Genomic DNA, 17,087 nt, shown 5'->3' on the forward strand with positions numbered 1-17,087 from the left:
TTCTCGCTTAACCCGCTGCAGAAATGTCGTATTTCTTCATCTTGTGGTTGAGTGTGCTCATTGGCAGCGCCAATTGCTCAGCGGCCTTCTTGGTGTGCCAATTGCAGGCATTTAAGCAATCGATGATTACTGTACGCTCGTATTGGCTGACAACGTCCTTAAGGCTCTTTGAAACGTCTTCTAAATCCACTTGTGCTTGCTGCTCGTAAGCAGGTTGCTCTGGGGTAGGTGAAGCTGCTTTCATGTCGATACTTGGTACATCTTCTGGGATTTGTTCACCAAACTCGATATGAGTGATGGTTTCAAAATCGGACAGTAGTACCGAGCGCTCGATGATGTTTTTAAGCTCACGCACGTTCCCTGGGTATTGGTAGGCAAGCAGCTGTTTACGTACATTGGCACTTAACCCTGGCGCTTGCGGCAAACCTAGCGTGTTGGTTGTGTGTTGCACGAAATGTTCAGCAAGGGGAATAATGTCCGACTTACGGGCTCTCAGGGGCGGCAATGTAATAGGGAAGACATTTAAGCGATAGAACAAGTCGGCACGGAATCCGCCATCTTTGATTTGCTGCATAAGATTACAGTGGGTTGCAGCGATAACGCGCACGTCCACTTCAATCTCTTTGCTGGTACCGATAGGGCGAACTTTACGCTCTTGCAGTACACGCAGTAACTTCGCTTGTAGTAGCATTGGCATATCGCCAATTTCATCTAGGAAAAGCGTGCCGCCGTTGGCTGCTTCAAACAAACCGACTTTGTCTTTGTCCGCGCCCGTAAATGAACCTTTCTTATGCCCAAAAAGCTCAGATTCCAATAACTGCTCTGGAATAGCCGCACAGTTTTGAACGATCAAGGGTTGTTCTGCTCGGTTAGAGTTTTCGTGAATGTATTTCGCGATCACTTCTTTACCGGCACCAGTCTCACCATGTAACAGAACGTCGACAGGAAGAGATAGCACCTTATCAAGGCGATTCAAGACATTGAGCATTTCTTCGCTCTCTGCAATAGGACCTTGATAGGCTTTCTGGGTACGTTTTTTGAGCTGAGTGTTCTCGCGCACTAGGGCTTGATTGTCGGCATTGAGATTTTTTATTACTTGCCCGTATTGCTCTAACCAAACGGCTTGGCGAATATTACTCGCTGCCATTCGACAAAACTCCGTCAAGGCTGCCTCGTTGTCGATGACGTTCAAATCGAGTAAGACTAACAGCCCAATGGTTTTGCTTTCGCTATCAATCAAAGGCCAAGCCAGTAAGTTCTCGCTTTTTAATCCCAGTGTCTGTTCTGTTTGATAGATGCTTTCGCAGTCATAGCCGTTGTACTTATACAACTCGTTAATCAACACCACTTCACCATTACGAATGGCAAAGTTGAATGGATCGTTCTCACTGGCTGAGTCTAACTGTAATGCTTCCCAAGGGTGGGAAACGATAGTTTTATCGTTATGGTGAGCGGTACTTGGAATCAACGCCTGCCCAGTCTGGTCCAAAACGTAAATGATGCCGTGCTTTGCGAGGGTCATTTGTCTCGCAGCGGTCAACACGGCATCCAAGGTTTGGGTAAGCTGGCTGCGATCAGCCAAAGACTGACTGATCGCAAGTAGGGCGTTACTAAGTTCGCTATGGTTAGCTGAACGCATAGGTTAGTGTTCCTTGCTCATCGACAGACACTTCGATTTGCGTATGTGAATCATCCTTGTCATGCACTAATAGCTGAGTCGATAGTTGCGGCAGTAACTGACGGTTGATGACCGCGTCGATGTTACGCGCGCCCGTTTCAGCAAGGCGACAGTTACCTAGTACGAACTCAACCAAGCTTTCTTCGTAGCTCAGAGACAACTTGTGATGGCTCTGTAGACGCTGAGAAACTTTGTTCAGCTTGTGGTGAATAATTTCTGTCATTGCTTCATCAGACAGCGGAACAAATGGTAGTACTGACATACGTGCCAACAGCGCCGGCTTGAAGTGTTGGTTCAAAGTAGGGCGAATAGCTTCTGCGATGATGTTTGCATCGATGTCTTTGGATTGATGAACCAAAGATTCGATCTCATGCGTCGCAAGGTTACTGGTCATGATGATCAGCGTGTTCTTGAAGTCGATTGTGCGGCCTTCGCCGTCGTTCAGCGTGCCTTTGTCGAACACTTGGTAGAACAGGTTCAACACTTCAGGGTCGGCTTTTTCCACTTCATCAAGAAGAACAACAGAATATGGACGTTGACGAACCGCTTCTGTCAGCATGCCGCCTTCGCCGTAACCTACGTAACCCGGAGGTGAACCGATTAGGCGAGATACCGTGTGCTTCTCTTGGAACTCAGACATGTTAATGGTCGTCATAAAGCGCTCACCACCAAACATTTGATCTGCGATCGCACGGGCCGTTTCGGTTTTACCCACGCCACTTGGGCCAACCAGCAGGAATACGCCTGTTGGTGCGTCTGGGTTACCTAGACCAGCTTTCGCAGTTTGAATGCCTTCAGACAGTGCATCGATAGCGTATTCTTGGCCTTTGATGCTTTGTGTTAGGCTTTCTTTCAGTTTTAGCGTGGTTTCTGCTTCGTCTTGAAGCATCTTACCCATTGGAATACCAGTCCAGTCCGAGATCACATGGCTGACTTCATCTGGGCCCACTTCAAAGTGAACCAGTGGGTTGCCATTGCGGATTACATCTAGCTGTTCTTGGCAGGCCGAAATGGCAATGCGAACGGCTTCTTCATCCATTTCTGCATATGGAGAAACGTCTTGCTCTTGTTCTGAATCTTCGTCTGCAACAAGCTCTTCTTCATTTGTTTCGCCAAAGACCAGTTCATGTAAGCGAGAGCGTAGAGCAATCATCTCTTGGATCTGCTCTTTTTCTTTGTGCCATTGCACTTCTTGTTCTGCTAGCTCTTCTTTCGTTGCTTCCATTGCCTGTTTTAGATCTGGAATGTTAGCAAGGCTGTGCTTGTCGCCAGTTTGCTGCAGAGCGTCACGCTCAAGAGCTTCTAGCTCGCGCTGTTGAGCTGCAAGTTCTTGCTGCAGAGTCTCAACAGAAGCAGGAATGGCATTAAGGCTGATGTTCACTCGTGCACACGCCGTATCTAGTACATCGATCGCTTTGTCTGGCAGTTGACGGCCAGAGATGTAACGAGCAGAAAGTGCTGCCGCAGCAGTGATAGCATCGTCACGCACGTAAACGTTATGTGATTTTTCATAAGCAGGGCGCAGACCACGAATGATCAATGCTGCTTGTTCAGGAGATGGTTCGTCGAGTTTCACCAATTGGAAACGACGTGCAAGGGCAGGATCTTTCTCGAAGTACTTCTTGTATTCCGACCATGTTGTTGCGGCGATGGTTTTCACTTCACCACGTGCTAGGGCTGGTTTTAGCAAGTTTGCCGCGTCACTGCCGCCCGCTTGGTTACCGCCGCCAACAAGGGTGTGTGCTTCATCGATGAAAAGAATGATAGGGGTTGGCGAGTTTTTCACTTCATCCAATACTGCGTTTAGGCGTTTTTCGAATTCGCCTTTTACGCTTGCACCAGCTTGCAGAAGACCCATGTCCAGGCCGTAAAGCTCAACACCTTTGAGGTTGTCTGGTACGTCACCTTGTACAATCTTAAGTGCCAAACCTTCTACTACTGCGGTTTTACCAACGCCCGGTTCACCAACAGCAATAGGGTTGTTTTTACGGCGACGAGCAAGAATGTCCACGATTTGGCGGATTTCTTGGTCGCGGCAGAAAACAGGGTCGATTTCGCCTTTGCGTGCTTTACCAGTGAAGTCGGTTGTGAACTTGCTCAGTGCTGAGCCATCCTCACGAGCTTGTGTTTTCTCTGAAGTAGCAACTTGCGCCTCAATAGAGTGGCTTGTTAGCTCTGCAAAGTTACGCTTAAGGCTGTCAGGGTTTACCGCTTCAAGGATAGAGGCATAACCATGTTGGCCGTAACGGAGAGGGTTGCTAACAAGAGTAAGGAGTAAGGCACCAGAGCGGATTTGTGTTTCGGATAGATCTAAAGAAGAAACCAGCCAACTTTCTTGCAACCATTCGATTAATAAAGCAGAAAAAACAGGTTTGCTGCCATTTCCTTTGGCGTTGGTGTCGAGTGTGGATCGAACCGATTGTCTTAATAAGTTCTCAGAACAATCAAAATGACTTAATAAGACGTCAAAATCACTATTTGGCCTTTCTAATAGACTCAGTAAATAATGCTCAATTTGAACTTCGTTTGCTTTTTCAGAGACTGCAAGTGCAGCGGCGTCTTCTAATGCTACTTTTGCAATCGGGTGTAGACGCTGAATTAATGAAGAAAGGTTTATATTTATCATAGCCATTTTATTCTTTAGAGGAAAAGAGGTAGCAGCTATTATACTAAAAGTGATTGCGTTCTTTTTTTATCAAGATATTTTGACTATCGTTTGTTGGTTATTTTTAATGATTATTGTGACATTAATGTTTGTGGTTATTTTAATGGCGTTGTTATTCTAAATTAATTGATAGTAAAAGTGTCGGATTTATTAGTTTTAATGACTTTATTTACACGGTTTTATATGGTTATTTTCACTTTTTAAAGTTAGAACAATTTATTATTATCTTAATCCAACTTTTTGGTTTTTTATCCAATAAATTGTACTCAAGATATTAGTGAATAATGTCTTAATTTATTTAAATTGTTGTTTTTATTACATTTTTAAAGTTGGCACGGACTTTGATTATACCAAGTGGTCGCGGTGATAAGCGATTTGGTGATTTAAACAAAACAGATTTTAGAAAAGGAAATAGCGATGCCAACTCCAGCATATATGTCTATCCAAGGTGAGACTCAAGGCCATATTACTAAAGATACTTACTCTGCAGATTCAGTAGGTAACACATGGCAAGAAGCTCATGTTGATGAGTTCCTAGTACAAGAACTTGATCACGTGCTAACAGTTCCACGTGATCCACAAAGTGGTCAGCCAACTGGTCAACGTGTACACCGTCCACTTGTTGTAACTAAAGTTCAAGATCGCTCATCTCCACTACTATTCAACGCACTAGTATCTGGCGAAAAACTTCCTGAGTGTGTGATCCGCTTCTACCGTACTTCAGTTCAAGGTAAACAAGAGCACTACTACTCAATCAAATTGATTGATGCGCTACTTGTCGATATCCAAACTCGTATGAACCACTGTCAAGACGCAGCAACAGCTGACCGCGTGACAGAAGAAGTGCTTAAGTTCACTTACCGTGCGATCGAAGTAACTCACGAAAACTGTGGTACTGCGGGTAACGACGACTGGCGTGCTCCACGCGAAGCTTAATTGCTCGTCGCGTAAAGATTCAGGGCCAACGATTGTTGGCCCTAATTCGATTATTTGTATCAGGTAAAAGATATGGTGAATGACGTAGAATTTAAATTTGAAGTGCCTGGATGTGGGCATGAATTTCGGGTTGAGAGCTTTCATGTTCATGAAGAGTTATCTAAGCCTTTCCACATCAATCTCTCATTACTTTCACTTGATCCAGATATCTCGTTCGATGAGTTAATACGTAAAGCAGGAACGTTGACACTTTACGGACAAGGTGTTGGGGCTGCGCGCGTGTTCAACGGCGTGGTGAATGAAGTTCGTTACTTAGGGACTGGACGTCGTTTTTCTCGTTATCAATTAGTCTTGGTTCCTCAAGCTTGGTTCTTATCTCAGCGCCAAGATTGTCGTATTTTCCAGCAAAAGTCAGCGCAAGACATCATCACAGAAGTACTCGATGATGGGGCAGTCACCGATTACCGATTTGAAGTGTCGGGTACTTATCCTCCAAAAGAATACGTTCTGCAATACCGTGAGTCTGACTTGCACTTCGTGCAGCGTATGATGGCTGAACACGGTATGTGGTATTACTTTGACCATAGCGATTCAAATCATACGATGGTCATTGTCGACAGTAATGACGCGATTGCACCTTTGATAAGCTCGCCACTAAATGCTTCTTACATTGGGCCGATTGTTTATCATGCCGATGGTGGCGGTGTTGCCGATCGCGAACATATCTCTGATCTCGAGTTAGTTAACCGCGTTAGAACAGGACAGGTTACGTACACAGATTACAACTACGAACACCCTAAAATTCCACAAGAGATGACACAGGCTGGCGAGCTAGACCAAGATCTCAAGCAGTTTGATTATCCTGGACGATACGTTGACCCGCTGATGGGTCAGGTGAGAACCACGGAGTGGATGTCGGAACACATAGTCGATAATCAACAAGTGGAAGCAACGAGTGACGTAATGCGCTTAGCATCTGGTTACAGCTTTAACGTCAGTGACCACCCGCGTTCTGAGATTAACCGCGATTACCTTATGTTGTCTGTAATGCACACAGGTCAAGATCCGCAAGTGCATGAAGATGAAGCGAGTGGTATGCCAACCACTTACTACAACCAGTTCTCGTGTATTCCACGTGATGTGGTGTTTAAAGCGCCTAAACTAGCAGCACCAGTGGTTGATGGCCCTCAAACGGCGGTTGTTGTAGGACCAGAAGGTGAAGAGATTTACACCGACAAGCTTGGTCGAGTGAAAGTACAGTTCCATTGGGATCGCTACGGTGATAACAACGAACATTCAAGCTGTTGGATTCGTGTAAGCCAATCCATGGCGGCGCCAACATGGGGCGCAGTTTATTTGCCGCGTATTGGCCATGAAGTCGTAGTGACTTTCCTTGAGGGGGATCCAGATCGTCCGTTAGTTACGGGCGCAGTTTACAACGGTTTGCATTTCCCACCGTACTCTTTGCCAGAAAACAAAACTCGTACCACGTTCCGCACGCAAACGCACAAAGGAACAGGTTACAACGAGTTGAGTTTTGAAGACGAAGCGAACCAAGAAGAAGTCTATATTCACGCTCAAAAAGACATGTCGACCAAGGTGCTCAACAACCGTTACCGTGATATCGGTCAAGATGAATTCTTGAAGGTTGCACGTCACCAAACGAATGAAGTTCATGGTGACCATAAAGAAACCATTCATGGACATAAAACGACACAAGTAAACAGTACGTTTACCGAGACAGTCGAGCAAGACGTTACCGTCACATACAACGCGAACGAAGCCCAGTATGTGAAAAACAATTCTGACTTAGAAATTGGTGATAACCGTACGACTAAGATCGGTAAAAATGATGACTTAGATATTGGCGAAAACAGTAACCTTACTATCGGTGCGTCTAAGAGTTCAGATATTGGTGCGGATGATAACCAGACGATTGGTGGCAACTTAACGGTATCAGTGAAAGGGAACACCGCTTATAAAGCCGATGGTGCAACGCAAATTATCAGTGGCGACAAGATTGTATTGAAAACGGGTGGTTCCTCTTTAGTGATGAACAGTGATGGTTCAATAAAGTTATCAGGCTCGGCTATTACGATCGAAGGCAGTGACAAAGTCGTCGTGAAAGGTGGCAACGTAGTGGTTAACTAACAATGGAAAAACAACCTCTTACAACAGAAGTAATATCAGAGCAGCAAGCCGAATCAACGGCTTGCTTTTCGCGTTTTGGAAGAATAGTGGCTATCAATGAGTCTACGGGCAGTGTGCGAGTTGATTTTGATGGTAACCCATTTAAGCAGCCACTCACTGCGAGACTAGGACGTGGCTTTCGTCGTTCTGAGCTGCAAATGGCTATCGATAATCGATTAAGTTGTCGAGTTGAATTTTTGAACGACGACTTAAGCTTGCCTCTTGTGACGGACATTTTCTTCTCCATTCTGGATGACTCTGACGAGTTTGTATTGCGAGCGAAGAAGATGGTTATCGAGACAGAACAAGAGTTGGTAGTCAAAAGTGGTGAGACAGAAACTCGCTATAGCGGGCGCGATGGACGAATTACCACTAAAGCGAAGTACGTCACTTCTCAAGCAGAAAAAGCACAAAAAATTCAAGGCGGAACGATCGCAATTAACTAATTACCTAGCATTAGCTAATTTACGTCGAGTTAGCTAATTACTTTGTATTAACTAATTGCAATCGCGTTATGGCACGCTAATAACGGATAACTAGATGCGACAAAGAATCGGTGTCGAGCACCTAAAGGCACCCATAACCAATCAAGAAGTCGAAGGCGCGTTAGCAAAAGCTGATCGCGCTGTGAATGACCTTTCCCAGTTGCCAGTAATATGGCTGGATTTCTGTAATGAAAAGCTGTCCATTGCTTCTGAAAGTATCGGGTTTTTAATCAGGCAGCGAGTTCAAATTCACAAAAGGGGTTATCCAAGTCGTGAGTTGGCGTATCTCAAGCTGATCGAACGCCAAATTGAAGAACTGAAGCAGGTGTACTTGTCGTTTTATCGGCTAGCACCGGGGTTGATTCATCAGTTAAGAGGCCAGGAGCCAGAAATCTACAGCTGGCTGATGCTACAGGGCGAGTTGGGCTCAGAGTTGGATAACCTTTTGTGCGGATTGAGTTTACTCGAAGATATTGACGCTAAAACCGCAATGGTCATTGCCGTACAATCTCCGGTTGAATCTATGGATAGCACGCTTTCGGAGCTTATTGAGGGTAATGCGACATCCAGTGCGTTTTACTTTGAATGCTTACGTGTACGTCAAACATTAAGTGTTTCTCTCATCAAGCGCTGGCACAAAGCCAGCATCATTAGCTCTCATGTTGCTTTGCCACTGCTCGCTTTACAAGACGTGAAAGAGGGGATTGATTGGCTCAATGACAATGCAGGCAGCGAACAATATCTATTTGAACGTTTGATTACCAAACGTGACAGAGGCACTTGGTTCCGTCAGTGCTTTGGCATCGAACCAAATGGATTACCATCAGCGCAAGTGCTCACTTATGCCAAGTTACTTGAGTTAAAAGAGTTTGAGGCGTTTGATATCTCTTCTTCATTAGCACCTGTTGATTTTGCGCTGGGTGGTAATTGGAAACTGGTGCCCCAAATCATCGAGCACTTGGAAAGTCTGGAGGAAGCTGAAGGTGAAATTTGGCTTCAAGCCTTGTATGTCGTCTACGGAAAGCTTCTTCCTCTGAATCCGCAAGATGTTGGTGTCGAGTATGAATGGGAAGAGATCGTCGATCTGCTCAATGAGTGGGTGGAAGATGAAAAATACATCCAAAATCTACCAAGCCGCTTGGGTTACGCATTGAGCTTCGAGTCTACGTTAGCTGCGATGCAAGATGCTAACGTTGATGTGCTGTTCCGAGATTGGCTATGGCGTCAACTCTGTATTCAATCCAGAGCCTACGTGCCTTGGGATATGGCAATGCCGATTCATCAACAAGACTGGAACTTCAACAATTTAAAGGCCGCACCTTCTGCGAGCGAACGATTCAACTTAAGGAATAGCAATGCAGTTATGGGATATTGAGGCGCACCCTGAGCTATCACTTAAAGGTCGTTTTCAACGTGACGAAAACGGCGATGAAGTCTGGGTTGTAGTCGCCAAACGCACATGGCAATTCGATGGTGTGGTTTGGCACGAATTAGGTGAAAGTGAAATCTTCGATGATCCCCAATATTTGGGCGAAGAAGGCTTCTCTGCGATGAAAGTTGACCACGAGTTCGCGTATACCAAAGAAAACACAGATGTACTTGTTTACGGCAAAGCGCGCAGCTACGCGAAAAAGCCAGTGACATACCAAGAGTGTCGTGTGCTGATTGATGGTCATATCGATAAGACTCTCGCTATTCACGGGGAACGCGTATGGGTTGAGCATGCTGGCAGTATCACGCTGAGCAATCCAGTCCCATTTATTGAAAAAGACATTGATTACACTTGCGCGGTAGGCGGTGATTTACGTAACCGAATAGGCGGTGGTGTTGCCGATTCCAACAAAGAATTGCTTGAACAGAAAGTGCCCTCGATTTTTTATCCCCGAGAGGACTGGAGTGCCGCCGCGAAAAAACTACGCGTTGCGGGGTTCGGGCCAGTGCCTCCGTTCTTTGAGGCGCGCCAGAAGCTGGCCGGCACGTTCGATGACGATTGGATTGAGAATCGCAAGCCAATGTTGCCACTCGATTTTGATAAGCGGTTCTTCCAAAGCGCGCCTATTGATCAACAGTGCAAAGGCTTCCTTCGTGGGGGGGAGCGTTTGATGATGAGTGGTTTTTGTCATGATGACACGCTTTCATTTCGAATTCCTAAAGAAAAATACCGTGCGATCGCGACGTTTAAAGGTCAAAGTTATCAAGCTGATATGGCGATGTACACCTTATTCGTTGATGCGGAAAAGAAAACTATATCAATCAGTTACACGGCTGCGTTTCCTTGTCAGGGCAAGGAGCATTTGTTGGTGTCGACATCGATCACTAAGTTGGAAGAGGTAAGCGAGCATGCATAATTCAACAGGCCGTTACGTGCTAGGGATGGAAGTGATGACGCCAACCGGTATGAATTTAGATATTGCTAGTGCAGTTTCGTATGCTGATTTAGGAAGATTCGACCAATGTGTAGGGGATGATGGTATCGAGCGTTTTACTTACGCCAAAATCGAATACACCAAAGAAAGTGAGCAGTTTGAGAAAACGTGTGAATTAATCACCCACTTGCTTGATTCATTGTTAGCACAGTTACCACGTTCATTGAGACCAATACCTTTGCTTATAGCTGTGCCTGCGTCTGTTTCACTAGTAAAGGTGCAAGAATGGCTTGGTGAAAGTAACTATGCTGAATTTCTCTCTGTGGTGAATGCTGTTCATGCCAGTGGGCCCAGTTTCGTTCTCCAGGCCATGAAATCATTGGATAAATATGATGCTATGATGTGTATCAGTGTCGATTCCTTGGTGAGTTCGATGCAAACACTCATCGACGATGCGATGGTAATGAGTACCAATAATCCATGGGGCGTTATTCCGAGCGAGGGTGGGGCGGGTTTAATTCTTTGTCGAAAAAACACCGTAGAAACATTGAAACTTAAGCCTCAAGCGCAGCTTGGCTACATTGATACGGAATTAAACACTTCAGACCGAAGAGGCATGTTTCGACTTGTTCAACGTGCGAGTAAAAAGCTCGATTCATTTGGTGAAGTGTATTCCGATATGACGAACCTGCGCATGCATTCGGAAGATTACGGCTTTGCTCTGGGGGCGAAAGCAGAACGATTCACGAACCCAGAACAACCGCAGCTTATCAATGAGTTGTGGGGCACAATGGGTAGTTGTTCTTCTCTCGCTTTAATTGCCTTTGCGGTCAGAGAGCACCACTTTAAGCAACCAACTACATTGTTAATGTTCGACTTTCATGGTGACAAAGGAGTTCTCCAATTACTGCAATGTTAGTGGGCACTCATCGATCAAATGGCAATGAAAATATACTCATATTATTAGGTTGAAGTTTGTAACACGAAAAAGCGTATAACTCATGCAGTGAAAGCGTAAGTAAAAAGGTCTAATAAGTTAGTAATAATAACTAAAATAATAGGCTTACTGTTTGTTTTAAATACCAACCTTGATACAAGTACGTTCAAGAAAATATTATTCAACTCTAATAATATTTATTCTATCAAAGAGTACTAAGTGTCTAATAATCAGAGTACAGCCAAAGGATATATCGATCAGTTGGTTGTTAAAGCTATTGAGAAAAAGAAACTGAATGAGCAAAGGCTAGCAGAAAAAAATAAGCCGAAGCTTGAGTACGTGCTTTTTTCACAGTTTGATGTATTAGACAAGCTTCCTTCTAAAAATGGTAAGACAACGGTTTACCATCTTGCAAAAAAAGGGCAGCCAGAGAAGCAAATCTGTTGCAAAGTTATCAATGATGACTCGCCAGAATTTGCGAGCAAAATGTTGATTAACGAAGCGAGCAGGCTGGAGCTTTCTCAACACCCTAGCGTGGCTAACTTTGTAAAAATCGGCAACGAATTCGAACGCCCATATTTGATGTACGAGTGGATCCAAGGTGAATCACTGGCAGAAAAAATGGAGCGTCATTCTTCTAAAGGCTTCCGCCACGACCACATCGCTTGGTTGGTGTATCAACTCGCTGGCGCTCTAGAGTTTATGCATACAAGAGGTATCTGCCATCTTGATATTAAACCATCTAACGTATTAGTGAGTGAAGGCGATTACGTTAAGCTCATTGATTTCGGCGCTGCTCGTTACATTGGAGAGACAGAACCTTACGCAGAAGCAAGCTTGAGCTACGCTTCCCCTCTTTATATAGAAACTGGCATCGCGGAACCGCAAGATGATGTTTACTCTCTCGCTTTGCTCGCTGGACACCTATTTTTAGGATCAATATTTGGTGATGCTTGGAATAAGCAGTTAAAAGATCGAAAGCGTCCGGCTTTGATCCCGGCTCATATTTGGAAATTGCTGAAAGAAGTCATCAACAAACCAAGAGGGCATGGCTATACCGCTATTTCTTTTGCTCAACAGTTAGCGCGAATCGATACGCAATCAATTAGCTCAAATTCTAACGCACCAATTTTCAGTAGCTTGCGTAACGCGGACTTGCTGCTTACACACTGTAAGCCAAATGATAAAACGGCGTATGGTCGCTTTAAAATATTAGAGGCGAGCTTAGTGTTGAGTGTGCTGGCAACAGCAGGAAGTTATTTGTATCAACAGAATAAAGATCAATTGGATGCCATTTTTTCCCGAGGTGTCACTACTGTAACTCACGTTATTACGCCCTCTGAAACGGCTTCTTTTTTGGCTCAGCCTCCATGGAAAATCAAAGAAGAATTGTCTCAAGCTACTCAGAGTATTGATATGACAGAAGCTTATCGAACAGCATATCAAGCTCAGCAGTTAAGCCTCTCGAATTTATATGAAGAAAAACAGGCTCAGTTAACGTCGTATCAATCGTTAGCGGATGGCTTACCAATGGCATTAGTCGAATTACGTAAGGAGCTTGTCACCTTGCGAGAAACCCTTGTTCGTGACGGTGCTCTGTTTCCATATGCGGATGAGGCGTTGACTAAAGTGATGTCTGGGTTAAATGTCGCGTCTATCGATTCCATGAAAGTATCTGCCATAGCTGGCAGTCGAGATAAGCAGATTGCTCGCTTAATTTTAGATGGTGAAGCTAAGCTCGCAGAAAATGAAATGAAAGAGGCATGGTTGTTAAACCAGTCACAAGCCTATTTTTACAACCAAATCTTACCAAAGGCTGTGATGGAAAATATTAATGACTCCATCGATAAACATGCAGAGGCGCACTTTTACACCAAAGCAATTGAAGAAGCCGAATTAGCCAAAGCCTACTTCGGTAATACGCCAGAACTAGACAAAAAAATAAAGGATTTAATCGTCGCAAGAAGCGAATTTATTTTGTTTAGCACCGTGATGGAGCAATCCGTTTACGACAAACAAAAGCTACATGAATCCCTTGCCGATTTAGAACGGAATGCACCAAGTAAATTTACAGAAATCACGAAAATTCTAGATAGCATGGCGTCGGATGCGATTGAGCAGAGCCATCGATTATCTAAGCCAGCAAATGGCGCAATTGCGGTAGCGCGTGCGTTGAGAGATTACTTGACTGAAGGAGACGTGAATTTTGTCCAACATTGATATCGATCGTCTGCTTAATCCTATTTCTGATGAATCTCCAGTGGGAAACGATGCCCGTTACGAGTTTTGCTATGAAATGATGGAGTCCGAAGTGAAGAAATTCGGTTCCTTGTTTGGCGAAACAGTAGATTGGAGCGTGGTAAAAACGCACGCGACTGAAGTTCTAGAGCACCACAGTAAAGACTTAAAAGCCATTTGTTACCTCGTTCGCGCGCTAACAGAAGAGTTTGGTCTGCAAGGCTTTGAACAAGGGTTGAAGCTGCTTAGTGAGGCGTTAAATCGCTTTGGCGTTGAACTGTATCCTTCGCGAAAGCGGGGTCGAGATGGCGCGGTCGAATGGTTGAACCATCAGTTTAAACTGGTCAGCAGCAAGTTAGCGGAAAGCGCTCAGTCATGGGATTTGGTATCAAACTGCATTTCGACTATTGAAGAAGTGCAGCGTCAGTACGACGAGGTTTATCAAGACTCAGAAGCGGATTTCTTTGAGATTCGCACTCAACTCAATGTTTTATCTCAACAAGCGGCGGCTGATGAGCAGAGCGATGAAGCAGTCGTTAACGTCGAACAAGCGGCGCCTGCACCAGCTACGCAGCCTGCTGCCGCAGAAACGCCAGCGCAGAGTGAAGTGCAAACCGCACCGGTGAAGGCGGTTCCGCCGGCCCCTAAACCTGCGCCAGTTAAGAAAGCGGTGGCAAAAGAAGTGGATGTCGATACGGACTTCTCTTCGCCGACGGCTTCTAAGCGCACCTTGAAGAAGGTTGCGGAAGTCATGCTTCATGCGAACCCAAGTGATCCGCTGGCTTACCGGATTTATCGTCATCTGACTTGGGATGACATTGATGGTCTACCCGACCACCAAAATAATCAAACGCCTTTGAGCTTGGCAGTGTCGTCCGATCAACAAGCGGAATACCGAGATAAAGCTGACCAAGAAAGCGACATCGACACCATTAAGCGTTTGGAGCGCACATTAACGGATGCGCCGTTTTGGCTGACGGGCCATTACTTCGTGTATTCGATGCTTAATAACTTGGGCTTTGATGATGCAGCGTTTGCTGTGAAACAAGAAGTGACGCGTTTTGTTGAATCGCTAGAGGGCATCGAGCACCTCTCATTTAAGAATTCTATACCATTTGCAGATGAAGCGACCTTGAGCTGGTTATCGACTCAAGATACTACTTCTTCGACTTCTCAACCCGTTGTTCAAACGGTTGTGATTTCGCAGGAAGACTCGCTGCCAATGGAGGATATCACTCTAGAAAATCTAGGGGAATGTGCCGCAGAGCTTGCCCGTAAACTTGAGCTGGATAGCTCGGGACGTGGGCAGTTCATGCTGTATTTACAATTGATAGCAGCTTACCAGTCTGTTGGATTATACCCGTTGTGTTTGCCGTATCTTGAGAAGGGGTGGGAAGTACAAAAAGCGTTTAATCTCGCGAGCTGGGAACCCCACTTATCGTCACAGTTAGAAGACCTAATTCGAAAAACACTCCATCGGTTATTTGGAAGCAAGGATCTTCTACCTGAGAAGTATGAAGAGTGGAAAGCAATTTACGACTAATTAAAGAGTTAGATAAGGAACGAATTATGTCACGTGACGGCTCGGTGGCTCCTAAAGAGCGAATTAATATCCGTTATGTTCCAGCAACTGGCGATACGCAAGAAGACGTAGAGCTGCCGCTAAGCATGATGGTAGTTGGCGACTTTACTGCGCGTGCAGATGAGACACCAATTGAAGAACGTACTCCAATTAACATCGACAAAGACAACTTTAACGAAGTGCTAGAGGGCATGTCTCCAAACGTTAAAGTCAACGTTGAAAACCGTCTTTCTGATGAAGAAGGCGGCCAGATTGGTGTTGATCTGACCTTCCAAAACATGAAGGACTTCTCTCCTGAAGCGATCGCGAAAAGTGTACCTGAACTAAACAGCCTACTTGAGCTTCGCGAAGCCTTGGTTGCACTTAAAGGTCCTCTAGGAAACGTGCCTGCGTTCCGTAAGAAGATCGCATCGGTTCTTCAAGATGAAGAAGCGAGAAAGAAACTGTTGGATGAACTAAGCATTGGCAACGACCAAGACGCGAAAGAAGAGTAAGGGATATCATGTCTGCAGAAGCACAAGCGCCAGAACAAGAAGCAGCCTTAGTTGAATCAGGCTCACTTCTGGATAGCATTCTTAACGAAACACGTTTAAAGCCAAGTGATGAAGGTTTTGACGTTGCAAAACGCGGCGTAGAAGCATTCATCAGTGAGCTACTAAGCAGTTCGAACACAGAGAAAGTCGACCAATCTCTGGTTGATCTGATGATCTCTGAAATCGACCAAAAATTGTCTAAGCAAGTTGATGCAATTCTTCACAACGAAGAAGTTCAAGCGATTGAATCAACGTGGCGTGGCCTTAAGTACCTGGTTGATCACACTGACTTCCGCGAGAACATTCAAATTGAACTGATCTCTGCGAAGAAAGACGAAGTTCTTGATGACTTCGAAGACGCTCCAGAGGTGGTGAAGTCTGGCCTGTACAAGCAAATCTACACACGTGAATACGGCCAGTTCGGTGGTAAACCTGTTGGCGCCGTCATTTGTGATTACGCTATGTCAGCTTCGTCGCCTGACATCAAATTGATGGAATACATGGCTAACGTAGGTGCAATGTCTCACGCACCATTCATCACGTCGGCATCGGCTAAATTCTTTGGTCTAGACAGCTACGAAGAGCTGCCAAACCTAAAAGATCTGAAGTCTGTATTCGAAGGTCCACAGTACGCGAAATGGCGTGGTCTGCGTGAGCACGAAGATGCGCGCTACCTAGGTCTATGTACGTCTCGCTTTATGCTACGTACACCTTACTCTGTTGAAGATAACCCAATCAAGGCGTTTGACTACGATGAGCAAGTAACAGACAGCCATGATAACTACCTATGGGGCAACTCAGCGTACGCGATGGCGTCTAAGATCAGTGAATCATTTGCTAAGTACCGTTGGTGTCCGAATATTATTGGTCCTCAAAGCGGTGGTACTGTACAAGATCTACCGGTTTACAACTTTGAAGCTATGGGTCAAATCGAGACTAAGATCCCAACCGAGATCCTGGTTTCTGACCGTCGTGAGTATGAGCTAGCAGAAGAAGGTTTCATTGCGCTAACCATGCGTAAAGGTTCTGACAATGCGGCGTTCTTCTCTGCAAACTCTGTTCAAAAACCAAAAGTGTTTGCGAACACGCCGGAAGGCAAACAAGCCGAGATGAACTACAAGCTAGGTACTCAGCTTCCTTACATGTTCATTATCAACCGTTTAGCGCACTACATAAAAGTGCTACAGCGTGAGCAAATTGGTTCTTGGAAAGAGCGTTCTGACCTAGAAATCGAATTGAACAAGTGGATTCGTCAATACGTTTCTGACCAAGAGAACCCGCCAGCGGAAGTTCGTGGTCGCCGTCCGCTTCGTGCTGCGAAGGTTGAAGTATCAGACGTAGAAGGCGATCCAGGCTGGTACAAAGTATCGATGTCTGTACGTCCTCACTTCAAGTACATGGGCGCAAGCTTCGACTTGTCTCTAGTTGGTAAGCTAGACCAATAACCCATTACTGAAACCATCAAGCAGCCAGTGAA

The 17,087-nt window shown here is 45.2% G+C and carries 12 protein-coding genes; 10 read left to right on the forward strand and 2 right to left on the reverse strand.

What is annotated here, in order from left to right:
* Window positions 1-7: 7 nt before the first annotated feature.
* On the reverse strand, window positions 8-1,639 hold the full coding sequence (locus tag R7Z78_RS08685) for a sigma-54-dependent Fis family transcriptional regulator (RefSeq protein ID WP_104976201.1): 1,632 nt from the start codon (window positions 1,637-1,639) through the stop codon (window positions 8-10).
* Window positions 1,626-4,304: a type VI secretion system ATPase TssH gene (gene tssH, locus R7Z78_RS08690; RefSeq protein ID WP_104976596.1), complete on the reverse strand. Its 2,679-nt coding sequence runs from the start codon at window positions 4,302-4,304 to the stop codon at window positions 1,626-1,628. Before tssH ends, R7Z78_RS08685 begins: the two co-directional genes overlap by 14 nt.
* Before the next feature lie 456 nt (window positions 4,305-4,760).
* On the opposite strand from tssH, the gene R7Z78_RS08695 reads away from it, so the two are divergent.
* The 10 genes from R7Z78_RS08695 to tssC all read left to right on the forward strand — a co-directional run bounded on the left by R7Z78_RS08695 (window position 4,761) and on the right by tssC (window position 17,055).
* Window positions 4,761-5,279, forward strand: a complete 519-nt coding sequence (locus tag R7Z78_RS08695; RefSeq protein ID WP_005373415.1) for an Hcp family type VI secretion system effector — start codon at window positions 4,761-4,763, stop codon at window positions 5,277-5,279.
* A gap of 72 nt (window positions 5,280-5,351) precedes the next feature.
* On the forward strand, window positions 5,352-7,430 hold the full coding sequence (tssI, locus tag R7Z78_RS08700) for a type VI secretion system tip protein VgrG (RefSeq protein WP_042523523.1): 2,079 nt from the start codon (window positions 5,352-5,354) through the stop codon (window positions 7,428-7,430).
* Between the two features lie 2 nt (window positions 7,431-7,432).
* A complete protein-coding gene (locus R7Z78_RS08705) occupies window positions 7,433-7,915 on the forward strand; it encodes a hypothetical protein (protein ID WP_025767908.1) in 483 nt (160 codons plus the stop codon).
* Between the two features lie 94 nt (window positions 7,916-8,009).
* Window positions 8,010-9,329 carry a hypothetical protein gene (locus R7Z78_RS08710; protein WP_104976199.1) on the forward strand — a complete coding sequence of 440 codons (1,320 nt, stop codon included), beginning with the start codon at window positions 8,010-8,012 and terminating at the stop codon, window positions 9,327-9,329.
* On the forward strand, window positions 9,310-10,302 hold the full coding sequence (locus R7Z78_RS08715) for a DUF2169 domain-containing protein (protein WP_053307562.1): 993 nt from the start codon (window positions 9,310-9,312) through the stop codon (window positions 10,300-10,302). Before R7Z78_RS08710 ends, R7Z78_RS08715 begins: the two co-directional genes overlap by 20 nt.
* Window positions 10,295-11,239, forward strand: a complete 945-nt coding sequence (locus R7Z78_RS08720; RefSeq protein WP_033906406.1) for a hypothetical protein — start codon at window positions 10,295-10,297, stop codon at window positions 11,237-11,239. Before R7Z78_RS08715 ends, R7Z78_RS08720 begins: the two co-directional genes overlap by 8 nt.
* Window positions 11,240-11,476: 237 nt before the next feature.
* Window positions 11,477-13,477 carry a serine/threonine protein kinase gene (locus R7Z78_RS08725; protein ID WP_053349228.1) on the forward strand — a complete coding sequence of 667 codons (2,001 nt, stop codon included), beginning with the start codon at window positions 11,477-11,479 and terminating at the stop codon, window positions 13,475-13,477.
* Entirely contained in the window at window positions 13,464-15,038 is a 1,575-nt protein-coding gene (gene tssA, locus R7Z78_RS08730) for a type VI secretion system protein TssA (protein WP_017633757.1), read from the forward strand. Before R7Z78_RS08725 ends, tssA begins: the two co-directional genes overlap by 14 nt.
* A gap of 26 nt (window positions 15,039-15,064) precedes the next feature.
* Complete coding sequence (tssB, locus tag R7Z78_RS08735) at window positions 15,065-15,571, forward strand: type VI secretion system contractile sheath small subunit (RefSeq protein WP_005373381.1); 507 nt, start codon at window positions 15,065-15,067, stop codon at window positions 15,569-15,571.
* An 8-nt stretch (window positions 15,572-15,579) separates the two neighbouring features.
* Window positions 15,580-17,055 carry a type VI secretion system contractile sheath large subunit gene (gene tssC, locus R7Z78_RS08740; RefSeq protein WP_005373378.1) on the forward strand — a complete coding sequence of 492 codons (1,476 nt, stop codon included), beginning with the start codon at window positions 15,580-15,582 and terminating at the stop codon, window positions 17,053-17,055.
* Window positions 17,056-17,087 lie beyond the last annotated feature (32 nt).

The sequence above is a fragment of the Vibrio sp. 1167 genome (assembly GCF_033340375.1).
Classification (GTDB): domain Bacteria; phylum Pseudomonadota; class Gammaproteobacteria; order Enterobacterales; family Vibrionaceae; genus Vibrio; species Vibrio alginolyticus.